14 protein-coding genes are annotated in these 17,836 nt (G+C 67.8%); 4 read left to right on the top strand and 10 right to left on the bottom strand.

Annotated features, from left to right (window positions below; all coding sequences use genetic code 11):
• Positions 1-295 precede the first annotated feature (295 nt).
• Complete coding sequence (locus M8C17_RS01390) at positions 296-1,219, top strand: hypothetical protein (RefSeq protein WP_252414280.1); 924 nt, start codon at positions 296-298, stop codon at positions 1,217-1,219.
• Between the two features lie 67 nt (positions 1,220-1,286).
• Here M8C17_RS01390 and M8C17_RS01385 read toward each other — a convergent pair whose 3' ends face one another.
• The gene (locus M8C17_RS01385) at positions 1,287-1,478 is read right to left on the bottom strand and encodes a hypothetical protein (RefSeq protein ID WP_145796000.1); all 192 of its coding nucleotides are present in this window, start codon (positions 1,476-1,478) and stop codon (positions 1,287-1,289) included.
• A 156-nt stretch (positions 1,479-1,634) separates the two neighbouring features.
• Positions 1,635-2,810, bottom strand: a complete 1,176-nt coding sequence (locus M8C17_RS01380) for an MFS transporter (protein ID WP_308209357.1) — start codon at positions 2,808-2,810, stop codon at positions 1,635-1,637.
• Positions 2,811-2,877: 67 nt separating this feature from the next.
• Here M8C17_RS01380 and M8C17_RS01375 point away from each other — a divergent pair, with 67 nt between their 5' ends.
• On the top strand, positions 2,878-3,324 hold the full coding sequence (locus M8C17_RS01375; protein WP_252414276.1) for a hypothetical protein: 447 nt from the start codon (positions 2,878-2,880) through the stop codon (positions 3,322-3,324).
• 308 nt (positions 3,325-3,632) lie between these two features.
• Here M8C17_RS01375 and M8C17_RS01370 read toward each other — a convergent pair whose 3' ends face one another.
• The 3 genes from M8C17_RS01370 to M8C17_RS01360 form a co-directional block, all read right to left on the bottom strand.
• Positions 3,633-3,803: a hypothetical protein gene (locus tag M8C17_RS01370; protein WP_252414274.1), complete on the bottom strand. Its 171-nt coding sequence runs from the start codon at positions 3,801-3,803 to the stop codon at positions 3,633-3,635.
• A gap of 327 nt (positions 3,804-4,130) precedes the next feature.
• Entirely contained in the window at positions 4,131-6,374 is a 2,244-nt protein-coding gene (locus tag M8C17_RS01365; RefSeq protein ID WP_252414273.1) for a penicillin acylase family protein, read from the bottom strand.
• Between the two features lie 778 nt (positions 6,375-7,152).
• Complete coding sequence (locus tag M8C17_RS01360; protein WP_252414271.1) at positions 7,153-7,386, bottom strand: hypothetical protein; 234 nt, start codon at positions 7,384-7,386, stop codon at positions 7,153-7,155.
• A gap of 278 nt (positions 7,387-7,664) precedes the next feature.
• Between M8C17_RS01360 and M8C17_RS01355 the strand changes: the two genes are divergently transcribed.
• Positions 7,665-8,339: a DUF1524 domain-containing protein gene (locus M8C17_RS01355; protein ID WP_252414270.1), complete on the top strand. Its 675-nt coding sequence runs from the start codon at positions 7,665-7,667 to the stop codon at positions 8,337-8,339.
• Between the two features lie 50 nt (positions 8,340-8,389).
• Here the strand turns inward: M8C17_RS01355 and M8C17_RS01350 are convergent, their stop codons facing one another.
• The 5 genes from M8C17_RS01350 to M8C17_RS01330 form a co-directional block, all read right to left on the bottom strand.
• Positions 8,390-8,647 carry a hypothetical protein gene (locus M8C17_RS01350; RefSeq protein WP_252414269.1) on the bottom strand — a complete coding sequence of 86 codons (258 nt, stop codon included), beginning with the start codon at positions 8,645-8,647 and terminating at the stop codon, positions 8,390-8,392.
• Positions 8,648-8,773: 126 nt separating this feature from the next.
• A complete protein-coding gene (locus M8C17_RS01345) occupies positions 8,774-9,007 on the bottom strand; it encodes a hypothetical protein (protein WP_252414268.1) in 234 nt (77 codons plus the stop codon).
• A 657-nt stretch (positions 9,008-9,664) separates the two neighbouring features.
• Positions 9,665-10,888, bottom strand: a complete 1,224-nt coding sequence (locus M8C17_RS01340; protein WP_252414267.1) for a hypothetical protein — start codon at positions 10,886-10,888, stop codon at positions 9,665-9,667.
• Positions 10,889-11,200: 312 nt separating this feature from the next.
• The gene (locus M8C17_RS01335) at positions 11,201-11,764 is read right to left on the bottom strand and encodes an AAA family ATPase (protein ID WP_252414266.1); all 564 of its coding nucleotides are present in this window, start codon (positions 11,762-11,764) and stop codon (positions 11,201-11,203) included.
• Between the two features lie 965 nt (positions 11,765-12,729).
• Complete coding sequence (locus tag M8C17_RS01330) at positions 12,730-13,575, bottom strand: DUF4352 domain-containing protein (protein WP_252414265.1); 846 nt, start codon at positions 13,573-13,575, stop codon at positions 12,730-12,732.
• Positions 13,576-14,559: 984 nt separating this feature from the next.
• Between M8C17_RS01330 and M8C17_RS01325 the strand changes: the two genes are divergently transcribed.
• Complete coding sequence (locus M8C17_RS01325; protein WP_252414264.1) at positions 14,560-17,790, top strand: LamG-like jellyroll fold domain-containing protein; 3,231 nt, start codon at positions 14,560-14,562, stop codon at positions 17,788-17,790.
• The last annotated feature ends 46 nt before the right edge of the window (positions 17,791-17,836 follow it).

The following is a 17,836-nucleotide window of genomic DNA, read 5'->3' as shown; positions in this document are numbered from 1 at the left end:
CCGAAGCGGCCCGCCAGTTTGATGACCAGACGCCGAGCCACCGCACCATCACCGCAGACCACATACCGCACCCGCGCACTCGACGTTGCAAGGGTGACCTGTGTGGAGCGTCGGCTTCGCCGCCCGACGGGTAGAGTGATGGCCGGCAGTAGCGCCTGCCAGACCCGAGCGTCGTGGGCCACGTCCCCATCGGCGCGCCGAGGCCGTAGGTTCTCCGAATCGCGCATCTCACTCGACGTAGGTCACTGCACCCATGGCGAGATGTGACGTGGCGTCTCGCGTGATGGAGCTCACGATGACCAGGAACCGACGTCGCAAGGTTGAGATCCGTTTGCAGCAGGCCGCCACGGGCGGCTCGTACACCGCTGCCCGGTGGCAGGTGCCGCAACCCAGCGAGCCGCTACCGCCCGCGACGGACAAGGTGACGGTGCTGCCGCCGATGGCCAGCTGGAACCGGCCGATCACCTGCCGATTTTGGGCGAAGCTCGTGGCCGAGCATGGGCCGCTGATCGCCGTCAACATCAGCCAGGGCGACCGGTGGTGGGCGCTGGACGACCTTGCCAGGTCCGTAGCGGGCGCCCTCCAGGAGGGGCCACCCGAGCAGCGCGGGTTGTGGCTGGCCTTCGGCACGTTCTACGTCACGAAGGCAGAGCACCTGGACGGCATAGTCGCGAAGCTCGACGGGGCCGGCGCGTTGCGCCGGTTGACGGTCCGTTCGGTGCCCACCGGCCAGGACTGTGACCACGCCACCTGCCGGCGACGCCGCGGTGAGCCGCCGCTGCCGGCCCAGCGCCGTCCGGTGCCGGCGACTCCGGCCGCCCGTCCGGCGGTGGAGCTCGGCCCGGCGTTGACGCTGGCGGAGGTGATGGAGGCTCACCCGACGTTGCAGCGGTTCGGGTTCGGGGCGTACTTCGGTACTCCCGTCGAGCAGCGGGTGCAGGAGGTGGCCGATGGGCGGGAGCAGCTGCGGGCGCGGGAGGACATCGTGCTGCGGATCCGTGGGTGGCTCCGGACGAACATCGCACCGGTGAAGACCCCGACGGTCGGCAGCTACGGCATGAAGCACGTGGTGGAGAGCGCGACGGGCCGGTACGTCACCAACGGCGAGTTGATCGCCGCTGCGCTGATGGCCGGGTACCCGTGGAAGGGTCCAAGCGGCCCCAACGCGCTGTTCGGGATGAGTAAGCGCGATGTCGACCGGGCCCGCGCAGCCCAGTAGGACCGGTGGTGGAGGCGCGGGCAGCAACGGTTGCCCGCGCCGCTACGGCGCAGGGCCCAGCGCGAGGTCACTTCTGCCGGTAGGCCGCCCAGATGGCCAGGCTCAAGCCGACGGTGCCGGCGAAGGCAACGCCGGACTGGAGGATCGCGTCGACCGGCTTGTGGGTGTTGAGCCAGACGAGGAACCCGGTCCAGCTGGCGACCAGCAGCGCGGTCACGAAGACGAGGGCGAACGACAGTGCGCGGGTGGTCGGCGACATACGGGACTCCTCCAAGAATCAGACCCCTCCCTTGAGGGAGGAACCTTCATCTGAGGGCCGTGCTGCGCACTATAGACAGTCGCCGGACTTCCGGCAAAAGGACGATGTGGGGGACCATCCCTACGTCACGGTACCCACCGTCCGAACAGTTGTTGATCAGTCGTTGGCAGCGCTCCGGAGCAGGGCAGGAAGCGCGCATGCCACCGCCACGGCGAGGATGACGCCTCCAGCGACCATCGGCGCCCGCAGGCCGGCACCGGCCGCGATGAGCCCGCCCAGGACTGCGCCAGCGGGGGATGCGCTGTTGGCGACAGTGCGGAATCCGGCGATGACCCGACCGAGCATGGCCGCGGGTACGAGCAGCTGCCGCAAGCCGGCGTTGACCGTGGTGATGAGGGTCTGGCACGCACCGATCGCGGCGAGCAGCGGAGCGGCGACCCAAGGGCTGCCGGTGGTAGCGATGATGGGCCAGGCGGCGGCGTGCGCGGCCACCCCGATGACGAGGGCCCGTTCGGCGCCGACCCGGCGGGTGATGCGGGCGGCGAGCGGGCCGATGACGACACCGCCGGTGGCGAGGGCCGCGATCAGCAGACCGAAACCCGTGTCGGTCACGGCCAGGCCGTCCTGGTCGGTGGCGTAGAGCACGAACACCGCCCACGCGCAGTTGTAGGCGAGGTTCGCGGCGGCGGCCAGCAGGGCTAGGGTTCGCAGCCTGCGGTGCCGGGCCAGCCACAGCAGGCCGTCGTTCACGGCGCGGCCAATCGGCGCGGTATGGTCCCCGCTGGCTCGGAGGCCACGGGGAAGCCGGGTCAGCAGAGCAGCGTTGGCGGCGAAGCTGGCCGCGTCGACCGCGTAGGGGACCACCCGGGCGGCGGTGAACGCGGCGGCGCCGGCCGGCGGGCCGATCAGGCTCTTACCGGCGGTGTCGAGCGAGAACATGCGGCCGTTGACCTGATGGAGGGTCTCGGGGTCACGATCAGCCAGTTCGGCGACGGCGGCCTGGAGGGCAATGTCGTGGAACACCTGCCCGGTCACGACCACGGCGGCGATGACGGCGAGGACCCAGACGGTGGCCACGTCCAGGGCCACCGCAGCGGCGAGGCCGGCGACGGCGACCGCCCGGGTGATGTCGGCGGTCAGCACGGTGGCCCGGTATGGCCACCGCTCGACCAGGGCGCCGGCGAACGGTGCGATCAGCACCCACGGGAGGTAGCCGATCGCGGTGACGGCTGCGACGGCGGTGGGGTTGCGGGTGAGGGCGGCGGCGGTGAGCGGGACGGCGGCGAGGAACATGCCGTCGCCGACGCTGGAGACGCCGGCTGAGGCGAGGATGGCCCCTCACCGGTCCCGTGGAGGCAGCGTGCACACTTCGCGATCTGGCCGAGATCATCAACCAGCTATGGGGCTTACCCACCCCAGACGGCTGTACCCGGCACCGCTGCGCCGCGAGGTCGTCGTGATGGCTTGGCCAACCGACGGGAGCGAGTCGTGCACCGTCATCGCCGCCGACGCCTTCGCCGGATTCGTCGACCCCGACGACCGCCCGTGGGAATGTGTCATCCTGCGTGCTGTCTTCAATCCCGACGAGTGCGTGAGTGACCCCGAATTGCGCCACTACGACTCCCGGAGCGAAGTGACCCGCTACCCGGCCGACCTGCTCTGGGTTCCAGGAACCATTACCGACGCCGCGGCGTGGTTTGCTGAGCACGAGCCCGAGCCGGACGAGTGCGACTACCTCGACCGGATTTTCATAGTCCGGCACGACGGCAAGGATCTTTACCTGCCGGTACGTCCGTCGTTGGCCGCCGCGATGGCCGACCAGGACCGCGCCGGCACCACGTCTTAGTTTGGGATCCGCCTGGCTGCGCTCGTCAGGCCCCCTGCTTCTCTATAGAGTCAGGGAACCCGCAGAGCTGAGGCCGCAGTAGACACCATAGTGACCCTTATGGTCACCGGTGCCGTCGCAGATGGTTGCCTCGGCCCGCCAATTGCTGCGTGGTGTTGGTGCTCTCCACCTTCGCCCCTAATGGAGGCTTGGACCTGATGCATGTCTGGTCGATGATCGCCGGAGCTTGGATCGAACACGCCCCACCAGGATGAGCTGCCTTACCTCCTATAGCGGAGACTCGGACCTCATTCGAGCTTGAGGTCAAGTCACCGCGCTGGCTGCTCCAGCTCTGCGCGGATCTGGCCGAACACACCATGCGGGTCATCCGTCTTCGCGAAACCGATGAAGGTCACCATGCCGAGCGTGTGATGATCACTCCACACGCAGATGTCGACGGGGATACCCGTCTTAGCCTGACCGGTGCCGCAGGCGGCCATCCCGCCCAGAGGGCCCGGCCGGAGCGGCGCTACGTCGGTCGCAGGCGCAGGTAGGTGCGACGGCGGTCTCCCTCGGACCGGCCGCGGATGGGGGGCCCGTGACCTGAAATGTAGAGTCCACGAGGGCGTGCGACCGCGGACAAGTTTCCCCCCCAGACGGCGTATCGGGGGATGACAGGCTGGCGAGGGCCAGCGCCGACGCCGAGGCGTGCACCGAGCGGATGCCCGGCCTGGGCACGCGACGGCGCCGACGAACTGTCCTACGTCGGTGTCAGCGTTCCCGATCTCGAGGAGCGCCCCGCCGATGAGGTCCCCTTCGGCGACTCATCACCTGCCCGGTTTGTAGCTTCGCTCGATATGGCCCTCGAGGTCGTCGGGATAGAAGTAGACGGGCCGGAGGTTGCCGCTCGCGTAGCGTTCCACCTGGTCGTTGAAGTGCGGCGAGTCTGGGTGGCCGCTCGCGCCCCCCGCCGTCACGGCCCAGGCGCGCAGCCTCGGCCCAAACTCCACGACCGCCACGAAGCTGTTGCCGCTGGTGCCGTAGTAGCGCTTCGTTCCCGGGTAGCGCCTCGCCCCGAACGAGGCGAGCGAGCCCCACTGCGCGGAGGTGAAGGGCACCGGGCTGCTCGGCTTGGCGTCGTCGAACGTCTGGACGATCGCGCCGTCGTTGCGCTGGAAGCGGTTGATCTCGCCCCAGGGCACCTGCCAGCTGCCGAAATCCTGCGTCAGCCGCTCCGCTGCCGCTTCGAGCGCCGTGAGCCGCTGCGCGTCGGTGGCGCGCTCGGCCAGGTAGTCCCACATCGACATGCCCGCGTCTCGCGCCGCCTGCGCCAGGGGGGCCCAGAGTGCCTCGCCCCAGAACACGGCCAGCGACGTCGCGGTCGATTGCGCGCTCCAGCGGTAGTCCCAGCCGCGCAGCACGCCGACCGGGCCGGCGAGCGTCGCCTTCTGCTCGTTGCCCTCGGGCAGCTTGTCCCACGCTGCGATCAGCCCGGGCACGAGCCGGGCGAAGGCGGTGAGGTAGGTGTCGAAGGCGGCCGCGATGAGCGTCTGCGGGGTGAAGTCGTTCCGCGCGCTGAGCACCCGGATCGCCTGCGGTCCCCGTGGATTTTCACCGGCCTGGTCGAAGTAGCGCGGATAGTCGTCGGCGTCGGGGCTGTCCGGGCCGGCCGCGGTCCAGGGCCAGTTGTTCGTGTTGAAGGCCCAGCCGTTTTTCGGATTCACCGCCTGCGGGAGGCTCCTGAGGCTGTGCAGTCCGCGCCAGTCGGTCGCCGGGTCGCTGCCATCGACGGGCTTGCGGTAGTCGAAGCGATCGTCGCGGACCGGCATGAACTGCGGCACCAGGAAGGCGGTCTCACCCTTGGAGTCCGCGAAGAGCGTGTTGTTCGAGCTGTTGGCCTTGAGGCCCGCTACCTGCATGAAGTCCGCGTAGTCCCGCGTCTTGGTGCGCAGGAAGCTCTGCTGCAGCGCCTCGACGGGCTTGTTCATCAGCGCGAACGCGATCCACTTGCCGTCCGCCTCTCGGACGATCGGACCGTGGTGCGTGGCGAAGGTGGTGAAGCTGCGGCGAGCCCGCCCGCCATCCGCCGTGCGATACGACAGCATGATCGTCTTCGTCGTCACCGGCCGCAGGGCGTTGCCGTAGCGGTAGGAGTGTCGGCCATCCGGCCTGGTCACGATCGTCTCGGCGAACTCGTCGACGTTGTCGACGCCGCTCGACGTGTGCATCCACCCTGTGTTCGGGTTGAAGCCCTGGTAGATGAAGAACTGCCCCCAGGTGGCCGCGCCATAGGCGTTGAGCCCTTCCCGGCTCGTCACGTGCTGCTCCGAGCGGAAGAAGAAGCTGGTGTGCGGGTTGATCAGCAGCAGAGCGTGGCCGTTCCGGGTGTGGCTCGGCGCGATCGCCATGCCATTCGAGCCGCTGGGCTCGCGGAACAGCAGCCCCCGCTCCTCATCGGTCATCGGCACCGTTCGCTTGCTGTAGAAGGCTTCGAGCTGGGTGAGCGGCACCCGCTCGATGTCGCCACCGATGCTGCCTTCGGAGAAGCTCAGCGGCATCCACGGCTCGAACCGGCTGATCACACGTGGCTGCACCTCGGGGTGTGTCGCGAGGTAGTAGTTCAACCCGTCGGCCCAGGCCTGCATCAGCTTGCGCAGCCAGGACGGGCTGTACGCGTAGTCCCTCTTCAGCACCTCGGGGTCGACGTACAGCCGCTGGCGGAGGTCCTGCCAGATCGCACTCTCGCCCTCGGCCTCGGCGAGGCGGCCGAGGCTCACCAGATAGTTTCTTTCGATCCGGTTGAAGTCGTCCTCGGCCTGGGCGTACATCATCCCGAACACCGCGTCGGCGTCGGCCTTGCCCACCACGTGGGGGATACCCCAGTCATCGCGGGTGATCGTCACGTGCGCCGCTTGCTTGCGCCAGCGGGCGACGTCGCGCCCGGTCTGAGCGGGAGCGGCGGCGGCGCCGGACGGCAGCCCCGCCGCGACGGTCGCGGCTCCAGCGGCCAGGCCGGCTGCTCCGCCCAGCATGCGGCGCCGGCTCAGCCCTTCGGTCTGGTGGTGGTTCATGAGGTGGTCCACCTTTCTCGGGGGGGTCAAAGGGATCGTGCGCGATCGGCGCGGTGGGGGGCGCGCCCGAAGGGCGCCCCACCAGCGCTCGCTGGCGCCACGGGCAAGCCCCGACCCCTGGCCAGTGATCGGGAACGCCGTCGCGGCTGCGGCGCCCGCCACCCGTGTCCCGATGCGTCGGTGCGCTGATCCGGTCACAGGATCCGAACACTGGCCGGTCGATCCCTACCGGACAGACGTGGTCGCGGTGCCGACCGCCGTGCGTCTGGGTGGCTGGACGCGGCGACGCCGTCGGAGGGCTGGTTGGTGGCGGGGTGGTGGCCGGTCGGCCTGGGTACGGCAACGATCATCGCCGCCTCCCGGGTCGGTTGGTGATCAACCTGCTCCGAACTGCCTACCACTCGTTCTGGCTGCGCAGCAATAGAGGGCCGAAGATATCTTTTGACGTGCGGGACAAGCTCGCGACGGTCGAGCTCGGTCGCGGGTGGAGTGCTCGTACGTTTACGCGACCGGCAGTTGGGCGCGCTTCGCCGTCGTGACGGCCAGGATCCCGCACACGGCGGTGATCAGTCCGAGGACGGCCGCGGCCGGGTTGACGTACCCGGGCACTGACGATGAGAGATACGTGCCGCCAACTGTGGAGGTGGCATTCGAGTTGACATCCTCCACCGCCCTGAGGGGCGGGGATTCCCTCGGTCACCCGAGGGGGTTCCTGTTTCACCGGGCCGCGCCTTCACCGCTTGCGCGGGTCGGGTCTTACCGGCCCTCCACAGGTGTTTCACCTCTCCGCCAGCCCGACGGCGAGGATGTTCCTGGCGGCGGCTCGGGCCTGCAAGTACATGCCGTCGGGGTGGCGGAAGGCCAGTGCGCGCCAGCCGTCCCACTTCGGCTCGTAGGCCGGATCAGACGCCTGGGGGACGGCATCGACGGCCTTCGCCAGCATCGGCGTGAGCGGCGGATGCAGCCCTGCGGTCGTGCTGGCACGCCGGCCGGCCGGAGTCACCGCAAACACGCCCTCGACCGTGAATACGATCCTTGCCCACCTCCTCCCTCATGGTTGAGGGGCGCGCGGGGTGGCCGCTGGAAGATGTCAAAGCTCGATGGCGGGGCGCAACGGGGCCGAATAGCGGGCCAGCATCGGGTGGTCCTGCCCGGCTCGTGACCCAGTGCCGGCCACGCTCGGCTCTCTTGAAGTTTCGTAGCTACCTCCTCGCCTCTTCACAAACATGCCTTTCGATCGACATGATCGTCAGGGACGGTTGCCGTCCACCCAGTGCCGAGGAGGCCCCCATGCGGATAACCCAAGTCTCAGCCCGTTTCCCACGCGTCACCCGCCACGCCGCCGCAGTCGTCCTCGCCGCGCTCGCGGGCGCCGGCCTGGTCGGCGTCAGCGCGCAACCCGCGTCGGCCACGCCTCCCGCGATCCCGTCGAAGGCGACGGCGCAGTCGCAGCTCAACGCCCTGACCGTGGCCGCCCAGGGCTCGACGGCCGGTTACTCGCGGGACCTGTTCCCGCACTGGATCACGATCAGCGGTAGTTGCAACACCCGCGAGCAGGTCCTCAAGCGCGACGGCACCTCCGTCGTGGTCGACAGCTCCTGCGCGGCCACTTCGGGCCGCTGGTACAGCCCCTACGACGGAGCCACCTGGACGGCCGCCTCCGACGTCGACATCGACCACGTCGTGCCCCTCGCGGAAGCATGGCGCTCCGGAACCAACTCCTGGACCACCAGCCGTCGGCAGAGCTTCGCCAACGACCTCACCCGCCCCCAGCTGATCGCGGTGACGGACAACGTCAACCAATCCAAGGGCGACCAGGACCCCTCCACCTGGCAGCCGTCCCTGTCGTCCTACCGCTGCACCTACAGCAAAATGTGGATCACCGTGAAGTACAACTGGAGCCTCACCCTGCAGTCCTCCGAGAAGGGCGCCCTGCAAAGCATGCTCAACACCTGCAGCTCCTGACACAACCACTCGGCCAGCGGGGCGTCCTCCAGAACGCACCACCGACCGGACTATGCCTGCTGTGGTGGAGACGCCGCGCAGTCGCCGGCCTGCTTGCGCCACTGGCCGCCCGCGTCAGCGGCGAGGAGGCGCTTGACCATCACCAGGGCGTCTGCCTCAGTGTCGAACTCCCAGCGCAGCACCCGGCCATTCTCGCTGTCGCCCGCGCGGGCGACGACCTTCCACCGAACCTCACGGGTCAGCCACACATCCCGGCGGCCCAAGCGCCCCCAGATGCCGTTCCACCAGCGTCCCGCCACGTCCTCCACCAAGGCATCGTACAAGTGTTCGATCACCAGTCGGTGTGGGGTGGCGGGTTTGCCAAGCTGAGCCTCTGCGTAGCGGTAGGCGTTCGAGGGCCAGCCTTTACCCGGCCTATTGCTTGCCTTGAGGAGTCACTGGCCGTGAAGGAGGGGCCTGTCGTACCGGAATATGGGCGGGTCGTCCTCGTCGGCGCAACGGACATAGCGATGCTGCACGGGTGGGCTGGGGTGGTCACGGGCACCGATATAGGCACCGGTCTGCGGCAGGATGATGACCTGCGGGAGGAACCCGTTCTCGTCGACCTCGATGGGGGTGAGCCGGCCGTCGGCCGGTCCGCCGAGAAGCCATGCCTCGACCGCGGGCATCAGCGATTCACCATCAGCGTGGCCGCGGCCGTCAGCAGCCCGGCAACAGCCGCAATGAGAGCTGCCACCGCGCCGACGCGACCGATGACGCCAGGGAGGTGGTCTGGTGGGCCCTGCCGGTCCGTGCGTCGTGATCGGCCGCGTCCACCCCGGCTCATGGCTGCTCTCCCTCGCCAGTCGAGGGGACGTCCCGTCGTCCCCGAGGAGGTACTTCAACAGGGGTGGTTCGACCAATCAACCCGTCGCGGCGCCATCTGTGGACAACTCAGGTGCTGTGGATAACTGGATGATCATCGTGAACTTCTGCGACCATGCGCCAAGCGGTATCGCTCCTGACCGTGGTGGACGGATGAGAGCTCCTTCTTGCGCCCACACGTGGTGACCGTCGGGCCATTGGATAGCCGGATCGTCGTCGGCTCCACACTTGGTGCCGACATCTCTCCCTCACCCCTGCAGGGTGCGCAGGTAGGCGAGGCCGTACGAGGGTGGCGATCAGCGTGGTGGCGGGAACGGCCGCGAGTCGCCTCCGGCGGCTGCCGGAGGAAAGGCGCGAGGTGGCATGTCTGTGAAAAGCGGGTCGCATGCGGCAGCGCGGAGGCCTACTCGCAGACGTCGCCGTTTACCCTGCCGAACCTTTCCGACTCTGGCGAGCCCTGATCACAGGTCGGCTCCGGACCGCGCCCCGCCGAGTTCGTCCCGCCGGTAGTAGGTAGGCGAGTTGCGGCAGAGTTGGCAGGCGAGAACCAGCGGCTGACCGGACCGACCGGGCGGCTTGTCGCCGCAGCACAAGGGCAGACTCTCCACCTCGGGCGCCTCGGCCTGCACGCCGACCGCACCGTACCGCCGCTCGCAGGCGCGTTCCACAGGCTCGTCGCGGCGCCTGACGCTGCCGGCCTCGGCCAGGTCGACGGTCCCTCCGCGTTCGGCCGTAACCGTAGTGTGCGCGTCGGCGGGGATCCAACTGACGCGGTCGCGGTGTCGGTAGGGCAGCCAAGTCCCGTGCAGGATGCCTTCCAGCAGGTGGTCCAGGTGAGGGCGTGGACCGCAGGGGAACATGGCGGTCGTGGCGGCCTTCTGCCGGCTGTAGCTGTGCGGGTTCAGCGTCGGGTACAGGTGCAGTCGGCCGCACGGCATGACCTTGCGGGTGACCGGGCACCGGGTGGTGCCAGTCCAGAGGTCCGCCCAGCCGCACCGTTGCGTCTCGAACGTGATGGCGCCCGCGCCGATCTCTAGCCGGGTCTCGGATAGGTACAAGCGGTGGTCGTCGTGGGCCGGTACGGACAGGTGTGGCACCGAGTGCAGGAACGCGATGTCGCCGGCGCCGCGGTCGGTGGTCCACACCACCCGGTCTCCGGCCTTGCGAAGCGCTCGTTGCCGGGCCCGGATGGTCCTAGGGGTCTCCTTGGAGTGCTGGATCTCCCCGGCCACCGTCAGGACCGGACCGATGGCCAGGATGTCCGGTCGGCGGCGGGCGCGTGGCCGCCACACCTCGACCTCTACGGTGCCGCCGACGGATCCCCACGTGCGGGCCTTGCGCTCTTTGAGCGCCTTGTGGGTGTCGGTCTCGGGCTGGTGTTCCGGGTGCGGCGAGCGGCCGTCCTCGTGTCGGAACATGGGACCGTGCCGCCCTTCGACGAAGGTCAGCCAGACCGGTGCGCGGGGGAGTCCTTTTTGGGCCTGGTAGCGCATGCAGAGCAGGCAGAGCAGCTTTTCGCCGCGGATGCCGTGGGGGCGGTCGTTGGCCAGCTGTTCGCGAAGATCGGGTTGGTCGGGGTGACCCCAGAGCGCAAGTCGCGGCTGCAGCTCGACCGTGGCCGGCACGTAGAACACGCCGTCGTTGAAGGCGAACGGGTCGAGGTGCTCCCAGACTGGTCCGGTCACGGGTCCCCCTTGCGATGTTCCTGCTGGGTAGCCGGTGAAATCGACGAGTTACATGCCGCCTACCGAGGGTATCGTTCATCGGCAATCTTTGGGAGTGAAGGTGATTGGACTTAACCGGAGCTCGATCCCCGGCCGCGCCGCTCGAAACGCCTGCACTGTCGAGCGGCGCTGCGACGACGAATCGAGTGACGACAGGCGTGCTGCAGCCACGGACAGCCCCCGCCGGGTCCGTAGGCAACCCGCAACTCGCCGCGATTTCCGGGACGCGCCGGCCGAGTCATGGCCTCGGCGGTCACAGTCGGGCGAACCAGCTCAGCGAGGGCTTGCGCCTCCGCCGCCGGCTGAGCCTTCCCCGGTGACTCGGAGGGCGATCTGCAGTGCGGCTTGGGCGGGCGTGAGGTGCGTGGTGTCGACGACCTCGGCCTCGGCATGCAGCCACGTGCGGGCCGTCTCGGCGTAGGGCTGGAGGTACTTGAGGCGGAACGGGGAGGGGACGGGGTGTTCCGTCTCGATACGCGCGCGGAGGGTGTGTTGGTCCGAGTGGAGGACGAAGTGCCTTAGCGGGATGGCATGGTGGGCGAGGCCCGTGCTGATTTCGCGCCAGTACTGCTCGACCAGGACTGTCATGGGCATCACCAGAGTGCCGCCGGTGTAGTCGAGCACGCTGCGGGCGGTCTCGACGACGAGCTGCCGCCACGGCGGCCAGTGCTGGAAGTTGTCCGTCTTGGGCAGCCCTGGCGTAATGTCCATGAGTGTTTCGCCGACCTTCTCGGCGTCGAACACCCGGGAATCCGGGATCAGTTGCTGTACAAAGGCGCTGGTCGTCGTCTTGCCCGCGCCGTGGGTGCCGTTGAGCCATACGATCACGGGATCCATTCAACGCGCGTGAGCAAACCGGACGGCGTCCGTGCTCGGTCTGGAGCGATACACGCCTTCGCTACTCGGTCGGTTAGCTGTCGCGGTCCCTTCGCCAATCGGCGAGGAGTTTGGTAAGCCCGGAGCGAGGATCTTGGCGATGTCGTCTCCGAGCGGCTGCAGGGTTTGGCGTACCGCCGGGTGTTGCGCTGGCGCGGGGCAGATGAGCACCGCGAGGATCCGCAATGCACGCGCGAAGGTCAACAAATGCTGTTTCCGCCGGTCGACCGGCGGCTCCCGATTTGACACCCAGTCTGCGGGCGAAACTCCTGCCCTCGCGTTGGCTTCCGCAACCTGTGCGGCCCACTGCTGCGGGGTAGCTGGCGGCAGCACGATCGAGCACCAAGCGGGCGGCAGCGCTTGCGATTGCCAGCCCAACTGGACCGCGAGCTGTGGGTCCTCGGCGGGAGGTAGCGGTAGCCCCGATGCGGGTCGGCCGGAACCAGGGCGACACATCGGCGGTGAGGTAGGTAGCGGGCGAGACCGGCGCCGTGGGTGCAGTTGCCATCCACGGCGACCTTGATCACACTGCCGCAACCCCGTAGCCAGGCCAGCAACTGCTGGTAGCCCGCCGTGGTCGCGCGGGATCCTTGATCCCCGAGAACCCTGCCCGCCTCACCGACTATGGCGGCGTGATGAGTCTTCCCGTGACTGTCGACTCCACCTGCGACCTGACGCTCTTTGGCTGCCATGCTGAACCGTCGTCCCTCTCGCTTGCACCGAACAGGATCGGCACGCACCGCCGGCCCGAACGGACAGGACAGTGACGGGACCTCTTGCGCAGGCTCCTGCCAGCTTGACGAACGTCCGGCCAGTGGTTGCAGGAACGGGTCACTCGGACAGACCGACGACTCCGCCGGAAGGCAGCATCGCCAGTCAGCGAGCGAGCCAGACCGGCCGGGTGACCCGCTCCTACATCATCACTGTCAGAGAGTGACGACGGCGTCCTCGGCGAGGGTGAACAGGCCAGCGTCGAACGTGATCGTCTTCAGCTTGGTGCCCTTCGGCACGTCGAAGTAGACGTTCGCGGTCACCGAGTTGCCCGGGTTGATCTCGTCGAGGAAGCCCTGCCCGTCGCTGTTGCCGTAGATCCCGGCCTCCCCGTCGGCCTCGTACTCCCGGCCGCTGGCGTCCTGTGCGGTGAGAGTCCCGTCGGCGTGGAAGGTGTGCGCGTTCTTGGTGACGTTTTTGACGGTCACGCTGACCTTGCAGAAGGTGCCCTGCGCCTTGGTGTTCAGGAACTGGGTGCCGACCTGGGAGATCCCACACTTCTCGCTCTTGACGGCGAACTCGAAGTCACCGCCGCGCACCTTGTCGCCGATGCCGAAGGTCCTCGGCTTCGCTGGAGCCGGGGCCGCGGTGGTCCTCGCCGGCGCCGGAGCGGCAGCGGTCGTGGCGGGGGCGGTCGTGGCGGGCACCGTGGTCGTCGCGTCCGCAGGCTTGGCTACCGCCGGAGGCTCGCTCGCCGACACGCTCCCAGGCTTCGAGTCGCCGAACATGGCGCCGACGGCGCCCATGCCGCAGCACAGCGCCACCATGGCGCCGACGCCGATGAGGGTCGGGACCAGCCAGGCGGGGCGCTTGCGGGCGGCGGGCGCCGACGCGACGTTGTGCCAGCCGCCGGGCGGCGGGGTCTGGCCGGGCTGCGCAGGAAACTGGCCGGCGGGCGGAGGGTACTGCCCGGCGGGCACCTGCGGGAATTGCGCGGTCGGTGGCATCGGCTGCTGGGTGGCGGGCGGCTGATTTTGGGCAGGGTCGTAGGGGGTCGTCATTGGTGTGAAGGTCTCCCAGGCTTGGTGTTGCGCTGCCCGTACTGAGCGCAATAGCACCCACAGTCTCACAGCAGTTGCACAGTGCAATCATCCGGCCGTCCCGACGTGGACGCCGGTTAGCTGAGGAAACACCTAGAGCAGATTGCCGCCGTTAGCCGTTGAGTCACCCGCCTTGCTCACGCCCGGCTGCGGTATCCCAGAGCAGGTCAGCGTCCTCGCCGAGCAGCAGCGGTGCGTCGTACACCGACAGGTCCAGCACGGGTCGCACGTACCACACCCGGTGGCGCCAACGCTGGTGCTCGAACGCGATGTCCACTTCGTTCTAAGCCACCACCTTCGGTTCCACCTCCGCGTTGCGCCATACGGTGTCTAGAGTGGAAGGTTGCCGCGATTAGACGCCGTTAGCCAATTGCAGGTCGGCATTAAGCCTGATCATGTAATCGGGGTTAAACTCGCCCCACCGACATGAACCCATGCCCGCGGTAGGCGGATCGCGATGGTAGGCGCACGCCGTTCCCTTGGTGACGGTGGGTCCGATGGTGGGGAGTGGGGTGTGGGGGGATCCTGTGCGACACCAAACGAGTCAGCTTTGACCAATTTTCTGGTCGGGGCATGGGGCGCCTGCCGACGCGGCGGCGCTTGTGCGAGGCGATTTAAATACCAGGGGCAAGGTTAACGTTTTCAGCCCTGAAGGTAAATTCTTCCGCTCGCGAGTTGTCTATTTGGTGGTTCCAGCCTTCAGGCAGTGCACGAAATGTTGTCGGCCAGCACCCCGCGGTAGCTGATCGTGAGCCGTGAGTCCGCTTGCTACCGTAATGACGGTTTTGTGGTATCAATTTGTAGCGGTGCTTTACATGGGATTCCCGTGATCACTACCGTCTGCTCGTTTGCAGTTGATGATCACGGGGGCTCTCGATGGGTGCGTTGGTCAGTGCGTGTCTCACGTCGCGCACAGAGGTTGCGAGGCGACGGCGAGTAGCCGCCTTGGCGCTGCTGGTGGTCGCTGCGGCGAGTGTGGTCGTTCCGTCAGCCGCCGGTGTTGCTCAGGCGGCGACGCCTGCCGTTCAGGCACAGGCGGCCGGGCCGCTGGAGGCGGCGGATGAGTCGTCGGCGATGTTGCTGGCGCACAAGTCACGCAAGCCGGTGCTGGTAACGGGAATGACGTCTCAGACGTCAATGACGTGGGCGCAGCCGGACGGCACCTTCCGGGCTGAGGTCCACGCCTCACCTGAGCGGGTGCAGACTCCTGCGGGGGCGTGGGTGCCGGTGGACCTGACGCTGGAGCGCAAGAGCGACGGTTCGATCGGATCCAAGGCCGGTCCGTTCGGCTTGTGGCTGTCGGGTTCCCGGTCGGCTGACGCCGACGACCTAGTGAGCCTCGGAGAGGGCGCCAAGCGGACCACCATGGGTTGGGTCGGTGCCCTGCCCGAGCCGAGGCTGGACGGCGCGACCGCGACGTATCCGAACGTTAAACCGGATGTCGACCTGGTCCTTCAAGCGCGGCCAACGGGCGTTAACTACTCCTTCCTCGTGAAGTCCCCGCAGGCCGCAGCGCAGTTGACGACGGTGGCCATGCCCTGGTCGCCCGGCTCCGCCATGCGAGCCGGTGCCCGGGCGGTTGCCGCGGAAGAGCCGGTGACGGTCTCGCAGGGGGAGATGTGGGACTCCCGGATCTCCGCCGGCGGCGAGCCTCTGCACCGGGCCAACGTGGAGGTCACCAATGACGTTGTCGGCGGCCGTACGAGTCTGGTGCTGAGCACCGACGAGGCGTTCTACCAGGATCCGCACCTGCAGTACCCCGTCACGATCGACCCCACCATCAACCTGAACCCATCGTTTGACACCTACGTTCAAAACACGATCGCGAACACCGACAAGTCCGGTGACGACGAGCTGCGCCTGGGCTACAGCGACGACGCCGACGAGGGTTGCGCCTCCGGCTGCCTGGCCCGCTCCTTCCTCGCCTTCTACGGACTAAGCGCCTACGCTGGCGCGACCGTCGTGTCTGCTGAGCTGTCCCTGTGGAATTACTACTCCTGGCAGTGCGATGCAGCGGAGTGGCAGACGTGGCGCGTGGACGCTGTCGGCTCAGCTGTCAGGTGGGGCAGCCAGCCGGTATGGCGTGAACTGGACGGCAGGTCGACGGGCACCAAGGGATACAACTCCAACTGCGCAGGGGGACGAGTATCCGCGTCGGTCAAGAAAACCTTCCAGACCAGCCTTTCGGGTGGCTACAACACCGCCAACGTCGGACTACGGGCCTCCAGCGAGACAAGCCATACCGGGTGGAAGAAGTTCAAGTCGTTCGACGCGCCCTCCGCCAGGCCCTACGTCACCCTGATCTATAACCGCACCCCGAACGTGCCCACCGCCCTCGCGGTCGACTCCTGCTACTCGGCATGCGTGTCCCCGGCAGTGGTGCGCTCCGGCCAGCCCACTCTTTCCGCGCTGGTGTCCGACCCCGATGGCGGCACGTTACGCGCGGAGTACGAGGTCTTCGACAACAGCAGGTCGACAGTGAAAGCCAAGTCGGGTACCGCTCTTACCGGGGTCACTTCCGGTACGGCACGACCGTGGCGAGTCGTCCCCACTGCCGGCGGCGCTCTGCCCGACGCCACCTACCAATGGCGCGCGCGGGCCTGCGACACCTACACCTGTGGCGGCTACTCGGGATGGTTCACCTTTACCGTCAACACCCAGGACCCGTCGCTACCGACCGTGACGGGCACGCCCTACGCCGAGAAGTCTTCGGACACGTGGAACGGCGGACCCGGCCAACCGGGAACCTTCACCTTCGCTCCCAACGGCGGCACCGACGTCCAGGAATACCTCTACAGCCTCAACAACACCAACACCGTCACCCTGCCGGCAGGTGCTCCACAGGGTCAGAAGCTGAACTCGAGCCAGCAACAGGTGACCGACCTGACCGGCTTCGTGGGCCTCAACGCCACGATCGCTCGGGACACCGCCCGGGGCCACGCCAGCGGCGACTCGCTGAAGGTGACGCCGCTCGCGTCCGGCGGCACGAGCACAGGGCCGCAGGGCGACACGTTCGCCGCGGTGGGCGGCGACGTCGGTGGGCTACGCCTGGGCATGCAGGCGGGCAAGCGGTACTCGATCACCGGCTGGATCTACGTTCCGGCCAGCACGGGCCTCAACACCACCGGCACCTTTGGGAACACACGCGGCCTGCGGATCATGAGCTCCTACAAGGTCGGCTCCCTCTACGTCGAGGTCACCTCCATCAAGGCCTTCCGCCTAGACGAATGGCACCAGCTGTCCCTGGTCATGTCTGTACCTGCCGGGGCCACTGAGGCGTTCGTGCGTCTCTACAACGGCTTCCCGACGGGCCAGACAGCCAAGGCGGTCTACTGGGATGACCTGTCTGTTCAAGAGATAACGGGCACGAGTACCACCGCCACGATCACCCCTAGTAGCGACGGTGTCAACACCCTGTCCGTGCAGTCGCGCAACTCCGCTGGGGCTACCTCCGACCCGCGGGTGTACCAGTTCCTGGTCAGACCGACCGACGGTTCCTGGGCCTGGAACCTGGACGAGAGCGCCGGCACCACCGCCGCCTCCGTTCCCGATACGAGACCCGCCGCGCTCAGCGCTACCGGAGTTGCCTGGACAGATTCAGGCCGCGTCGGAACTGCAGCCTTCTTCAGCGGAACAGGAAGCGCCGACACCGCTTCGCCGGTGCTGGAGACGGTCAGTCCGGCTGGCTTCACGGTCGCCGCCTGGGTGCGCAAGTCCGAAGCAGGCGGCGCGCTGCAAACGGCGGTCTCCCAGGACGGAACGAACACGTCGATGTTCCGCCTCGGCTACCAGAACGACCGGGACCTCGACGCCGACGGCGTCAACGACCCAACCTGGTGCTTCACCGTCGCTCACAGCGATATCACGTTGAGCGCCCAAGACGCGGCCTGCACCACGGACTACGTCATTGACGATGAGTGGGTGAGTCTGGTCGGCGTCTACGACAGGACTGCCGGTGAACTCAGGCTCTATGTCAACGGGACGCCAGACGACGGTGGAACGCTAGTCACCGCCACGACCAGTGCCCCATGGTCGGCAACAGGCTCCTTCGCCATTGGCCGGGGCCGCGAAGATGCGAATTCGGCAGATTACTGGACCGGTGAGCTCGACCACGTCCGCGCCACCCAGTCCGTCTGGAATGACACGCAAATTACGCAGCATTGGATCGCGGAGTGACTCCACCCACAATCCACCACTCCTGCCCGAACGTGCCCTCTCTCTC

The organism is Micromonospora sp. RHAY321 (assembly GCF_023896955.1).
Classification (GTDB): domain Bacteria; phylum Actinomycetota; class Actinomycetes; order Mycobacteriales; family Micromonosporaceae; genus Micromonospora.
This window is presented reverse-complemented; position numbering and strand designations above follow the sequence as displayed.

Coding starts and splice junctions, on each gene's coding strand:
- M8C17_RS01390 (WP_252414280.1), top strand. CDS start 296: ATGACCAGGAACCGACGTCGCAAGGTTGAGATCCGTTTGCAGCAGGCC.
- M8C17_RS01385 (WP_145796000.1), bottom strand. CDS start 1,478: ATGTCGCCGACCACCCGCGCACTGTCGTTCGCCCTCGTCTTCGTGACC.
- M8C17_RS01375 (WP_252414276.1), top strand. CDS start 2,878: ATGGGGCTTACCCACCCCAGACGGCTGTACCCGGCACCGCTGCGCCGC.
- M8C17_RS01370 (WP_252414274.1), bottom strand. CDS start 3,803: ATGGCCGCCTGCGGCACCGGTCAGGCTAAGACGGGTATCCCCGTCGAC.
- M8C17_RS01365 (WP_252414273.1), bottom strand. CDS start 6,374: ATGAACCACCACCAGACCGAAGGGCTGAGCCGGCGCCGCATGCTGGGC.
- M8C17_RS01355 (WP_252414270.1), top strand. CDS start 7,665: ATGCGGATAACCCAAGTCTCAGCCCGTTTCCCACGCGTCACCCGCCAC.
- M8C17_RS01345 (WP_252414268.1), bottom strand. CDS start 9,007: ATGCCCGCGGTCGAGGCATGGCTTCTCGGCGGACCGGCCGACGGCCGG.
- M8C17_RS01335 (WP_252414266.1), bottom strand. CDS start 11,764: ATGGATCCCGTGATCGTATGGCTCAACGGCACCCACGGCGCGGGCAAG.
- M8C17_RS01330 (WP_252414265.1), bottom strand. CDS start 13,575: ATGACGACCCCCTACGACCCTGCCCAAAATCAGCCGCCCGCCACCCAG.